Source organism: Planomonospora algeriensis, from assembly GCF_977012225.1.
The window spans coordinates 1-4,936 of record NZ_CDRNDK010000455.1; the positions used below are offsets into that span (position 1 = coordinate 1).

General features: G+C 73.0%; 4 protein-coding genes and 1 pseudogene. 4 read left to right on the forward strand and 1 reads right to left on the reverse strand.

What is annotated here, in order from left to right; translation table 11 throughout:
• Positions 1–272: 272 nt before the first annotated feature.
• Positions 273–1,250, reverse strand: coding sequence for a tyrosine-type recombinase/integrase (locus ACWJ6R_RS30110; protein ID WP_449065467.1), 978 nt, complete (start codon positions 1,248–1,250; stop codon positions 273–275).
• Positions 1,251–1,362: 112 nt separating this feature from the next.
• Here ACWJ6R_RS30110 and ACWJ6R_RS30115 point away from each other — a divergent pair, with 112 nt between their 5' ends.
• The 4 genes and pseudogenes from ACWJ6R_RS30115 to ACWJ6R_RS30130 all read left to right on the forward strand — a co-directional run bounded on the left by ACWJ6R_RS30115 (position 1,363) and on the right by ACWJ6R_RS30130 (position 4,866).
• Positions 1,363–1,908, forward strand: a complete 546-nt coding sequence (locus ACWJ6R_RS30115) for an MOSC domain-containing protein (protein WP_449065468.1) — start codon at positions 1,363–1,365, stop codon at positions 1,906–1,908.
• 174 nt (positions 1,909–2,082) lie between these two features.
• Positions 2,083–3,059 (forward strand): annotated as a pseudogene (locus ACWJ6R_RS30120) (winged helix DNA-binding domain-containing protein).
• Between the two features lie 185 nt (positions 3,060–3,244).
• Entirely contained in the window at positions 3,245–3,886 is a 642-nt protein-coding gene (locus tag ACWJ6R_RS30125) for a LysE family translocator (protein ID WP_449065469.1), read from the forward strand.
• Between the two features lie 152 nt (positions 3,887–4,038).
• Positions 4,039–4,866: an SGNH/GDSL hydrolase family protein gene (locus tag ACWJ6R_RS30130; RefSeq protein WP_449065470.1), complete on the forward strand. Its 828-nt coding sequence runs from the start codon at positions 4,039–4,041 to the stop codon at positions 4,864–4,866.
• The last annotated feature ends 70 nt before the right edge of the window (positions 4,867–4,936 follow it).

Below are 4,936 nucleotides of genomic sequence, written 5' to 3' on the forward strand. Positions count from 1 at the left end.
CGCCGCCGGATCCCCCGGCGCACCAGCGGCGGCACCGCGGCGAGCGGCAGGGCCACCGCGGCCGCGGCGGGCAGCGGGGCGACGGTGATCTGCCGCTGGGCCAGGAGACCGAGCGCGACGACCAGCAGGACGGCGAGTCCTGTCAGGACGGAGGCGGCGCGTGGGCGACTGGGGTTCACGGCAGTTCCCATCGGACGGCATCGGCCCGTCATGAGCACAGCGCGGAAAAAAAGTGATCATTAGCGGTGGCGGCGGGGCACGCCGCCCGGCGTTCACAGCGGTTCGGCGGCGGGGAGGGTGATCCGGTCGACGGCCTCGCGGCGGCGGTGCTCGGGGCGGCGGTCGTAGCGGGCGGTGGTCGCGGGGGAGGAGTGGCCGACCAGGGCCTGGGTGGTGGCGAGGTCCACGCCCGCGTCCAGCAGCTCGCCGATGAAGGTGCGGCGGAAGTCGTGGGGGGTGCGCGGCGCGGCTCCGGCCTGGGCCAGTCGCCGGGCCAGGATGTCGGCGACGGCCTGGCCCGTCATGGCGGCGGGCCCGCCGTCGCGGAACCGCAGGAAGCCCGCCCTGCCGATGGGGCAGAAGAGCGCTCCGGAGGCGCCGCCCCGTACGGCCAGCCAGCGCTCCAGCCGGCCGACGGCCTGGGGGGTGAGGTAGACCAGACGTTCCTTGTCGCGTTTGCCGCGCACGCGCAGTGAGCGGGAGGCGGGGTCGTAGTCGTCCAGCCGCAGCCCGGCGATCTCCGCGCGGCGGCAGCCGGTGGAGTACAGCGCGGCGAGCAGGGCGGCGTCGCGGACGCCGGCGGGGGAGTCGTCGGCCTCGCAGGCGGCCAGGGCCGCGCCGACGACTTCGGCGGGGACGTGCTGGCCGGCGGGCAGCCGGGTGTGCTCGACGGTGGGCAGGTCGGCGGCGCGCTGGTACTCCTCGGCGCTCATCCGCCCGAGCCGCCAGGCCTCCCGCAGCACCCTGCGCAGCGCGACGAGGTGCTTGTTGACGTAGGAGGGGGACCAGTCGCGTTCGGCCATCAGGGCGCGCAGCCGCACGGTGTGCTCGTAGCGCAGCAGGTGCCAGGGCTGGCCCGCCCCGGAGGCGGTCTCGTCGCCGGAGATGAGGACGGCCAGGCGGTCCAGGCAGCCGCGCATCGCGCGGCGGGACTCGGGGCTGGCGAGGGAGTCGAGGTAGACCCGGTAGGGGTCGCGCGCGGGCTCGACGGCGGGCCCGGTCGCCCCGGGGGGTACGGCTGGCAGGCTCATCGGAGAGATCTTATCCGGCAATTATTAATCTACATTGTAAAGGCGCTGGTCCGGTCAAAAAATGATCTTGAAAAGCTTCACCTCTACGAGGAAAGAGGGCAGGATCGGCCCCATGGACGACGGAACGATCGTGGCGGTGAGCCGCAGTGGCGAGCACCTGTTCAGCAAGGCCGGCGAAGCCGGCATCCGGCTGCTCGCGGGACTCGGAGTCGAAGGGGACGCGCACTGCGGGGCGACGGTGAAGCACCGGTCGAGGGTGGCCCGGGACCCCGCGCAGCCGAACCTGCGCCAGGTGCACCTGATCCACGCCGAGCTCCACGACGAGCTGGCGGCGGCGGGGTTCGCGGTGGCGGGGGGCCAGCTGGGGGAGAACGTGACGACGCGCGGGGTGGATCTGCTCGCCCTGCCGGTGGGCGCGCTGCTGCGGCTGGGGGGCGAGGCGGTGGTGCAGGTGACCGGCCTGCGCAACCCCTGCGGGCAGATCGACGGGTTCCGGCCGGGCCTGCTCCGGCACGTGGTGGGCCGGGACGCCGAGGGGCGGGTGGTGCGCAAGGCCGGGATCATGGGCGTGGTGGTGGCCGGCGGCATGGTGCGCCGCGGTGACGCGGTCGCGGTGGAGTTGCCGCCGCCGCCGCACCGGCCGCTGGATCCGGTCTAGACTGTGTTGGAATAGATTGTTCCGGTCCGATAGGATCCCCGGTAGTCGATCGAGGGGGATCCCATGCCGGAGACGCTGAGCAGGCGGGCGCTCAACCGTGCGACGCTGGAGCGGCAGCTGCTGCTCTCCCGGGCGGACCTGCCCGCTCTGGACGCGGTCCGGCGCCTGTACGGCATGCAGGCGCAGGCTCCCGCCCCGCCGTACGTCGGGTTGTGGAGCAGGCTGGAGGGGTTCGCGCCCGATGACCTGTCCCGGTTGCTGTACGACCGGCGGGTGGTGCGGCTGGCGCTGATGCGTTCCACGATCCATCTGGTGACGGCGGAGGACTGCCTGGCGTTGCGGGCCCTGCTGGCGCCGATGCTGGCACGGGGGCTGCGGGGGCGGAAGGGCTTGGCGGGGCTGGAGCCGTCGGAGGTCGCGCGGGTGGGGCGGGAGCTGGTGGAGGAGCGTCCGCTGACCTTCCGGGAGCTGGGTGCGGAGCTGGCCGGGCGGTGGCCGGGTCGTGATCCCGCCGATCTGGTGGCGGCGGTGCGGGAGACGGTGCCGCTGGTGCAGGTGCCCCGCGGGGCGTGTGGGGGGTGGGCGGGCAGCCGGCGCACACGAGTGCGGAGGCGTGGCTGGGGCGCGGGCTGGACGGTGCGGCGGGGCCGGCGGAGATGGTGCGGCGTTATCTGGCTGCCTACGGTCCGGCCTCGGTGATGGACGTGCAGCAGTGGTCGGGGATGACGAGGCTGGGGGAGGTCGTGCGGGGGATGGGCCTGCGGGTCTTCGTGACCGAGGACGGGGTGGAGGTGGTGGATCTGCCGGAGGCGGTGCTGCCGGATCCGGAGGCGCCGGCGCCGGTGCGTTATCTGTCGGAGTTCGACAACATGCTGCTGTCGTTCTCGGCGCGGACGCGGACGCGGATCATGGCGGACGAGTACCGGAGGCGGGTGTTCACGGTGAACGGGATCATCAAGGCGACGGTGCTGGTGGACGGTTTCGTGCGGGGTTTGTGGCGGGTGGTGTCCGGCCGGGGTGAGGCGTCGTTGGAGGTGGAGTTGTTCGCCGCGGTGACGGCGGCGCAGCGGGTGGAGCTGGAGGAGGAGGGGTTGCGGATGCTGGAGTTGTTCGCTCCGGCGGCGGGTGTGCGGGGAGTCCGGTTCGTCTGATCGCCCGGGGCGGGTGCGGTGCCGGCGGGATGTGTCCGGGTGCGGGCCGGAGCGGTTCAGCGGGTGGTTCCGGTGTGTGAAGGGGCCGGCGGGGCCGGGGTGGGAGGCGATCTGGTGGCCGATTTCAAGGCCATTGATGGTAATTGGCCGTTCTCTGGGGCGTGCCGCCGGTCGATGATGGGCGCATGGTCTCTGCGGGTGCTGTGGCGGGCATGGCGGCGGTGGCTCTGGGGATGGTGCTGACCCCGGGCCCCAACATGGTCTATCTGGTGTCGCGGTCGGTGGCACAGGGGCGCCGGGCGGGGCTGGTCTCGCTGCTGGGCGTGGGGGGAGGGCTCTCGGTCTACCTGGTGGCGGTGGTGGCGGGGATCACGGCGGTGTTCGCCGTGGTGCCGGCGGCCTACACGGCGATCAAGCTGGCGGGGGCGGCGTATCTGCTCTGGCTGGCCTGGTGCGCGGTGCGGCCGGGCGGGGAGTCGGTCTTCGCGCCGAGGGAGCTTCCGGCGGACCGGCCGGTGCGGCTCTTCGCCATGGGGATGGTGACGAGCCTGCTCAACCCGAAGATCGCGGTCATGTACGTGTCGCTGCTGCCGCAGTTCGTGGATCCGGCACGGGGAGGTGTGGCGGGCCAGAGCCTGGTGCTGGGGCTCACGCAGATCGCGGTGGCGCTGGCGGGCAACGGGGTGTTCGTGCTGATGGCGGGTTCGGTCGCGGCCTTCCTCGGGGGTCGGCCGCTGTGGGCGCGGGTGCAGCGCCATCTGATGGGGACCGTGCTGGGCGGGCTGGCGGTGCACCTGGCGCTGGACCGCTCCGCGGCGGCCGGGTGAGGCCGCCCCGCGGCCGGCCGCAAGGCGGCGCCGGTGTCGGAACGGATATTACTAACAGGTCAGTAACTTGTAATGTGAGCTTGTAAATCCGGTGGTGCGGGCGGACATTCTGAGCATCCCAGCTGATCGGGGGAGGACCTCAGGAGGCCAGTTTGAAGATCCCGCGCCGGGCACTCGTCCTTCTCACCGCGCTGGCCGCCGCACTCGCCCCGGGGGCGGTCGCGGCGGCCGATGCGCAGGCGTCGCAGGCCGTCACCTCGATGGCCTCGATGGGCGATTCCATCACGCAGGGGTTCAACGCCTGCGGTTTCTACGTCGACTGCCCGTCCAGGTCCTGGTCCACCGGCTCGAGTTCGTCGGTGCACAGCCACTACCGGCGGCTGCGGGAGGCCGGAGCCGATCTCGTCGCCCGCAACGTCAGCCGCTCGGGGGCCAAGGTCGCCGATCTGCAGGGGCAGGCCGAGCGGGCCGTCGCCGCGGGGGCCGGGTACGTGACGGTCCTGATCGGGGCCAACGACGCCTGCACGTCGTCGGAGGCGGGCATGACGTCGGTGGCCGACTTCGAGGCGAGATTCCGTACGGCGATGCGGACGCTCGCGGAGGGCCTGCCGGAGGCGACGGTGTTCGTGGCGAGCATTCCCGACATCAAGCGGTTGTGGGAGGTCGGGAAGGGCAGTTCCTCGGCCCGGGCGACGTGGGCGGCGCTGAGCGTCTGCCAGTCGATGCTGGCGCGGCCGCGCTCGACGGCCCAGGCGGATGTGGAGCGGCGCGAGCGGGTGCGCCAGCGGGTGGCCGACTTCAACGCGGTGCTGGCGAGGGTCTGCGCCGAGCAGGCCGGCTGCCGGCATGACGGCGGGGCGGTGTTCGGTTATCCGTTCGAGCTGTCGCACATGAGCCGCTGGGACTACTTCCACCCCAACACTGCGGGGCAGCGGCTGCTCGCCGAGGTGACCTATCCGCTGGCGGGTCTGGACCGGTGAGGCGCCGGTGGTGCCCGCCGTACGCGCCGGGAGCGGGCGGGGCGGGCACCGCCCGGGCGGGCGGTGCGCG

Bases quoted from the DNA above. Each gene is read 5' to 3' on its own strand.
- ACWJ6R_RS30110 (WP_449065467.1), bottom strand. From the start codon at position 1,250: ATGAGCCTGCCAGCCGTACCCCCCGGGGCGACCGGGCCCGCCGTCGAG.
- ACWJ6R_RS30115 (WP_449065468.1), top strand. From the start codon at position 1,363: ATGGACGACGGAACGATCGTGGCGGTGAGCCGCAGTGGCGAGCACCTG.
- ACWJ6R_RS30125 (WP_449065469.1), top strand. From the start codon at position 3,245: ATGGTCTCTGCGGGTGCTGTGGCGGGCATGGCGGCGGTGGCTCTGGGG.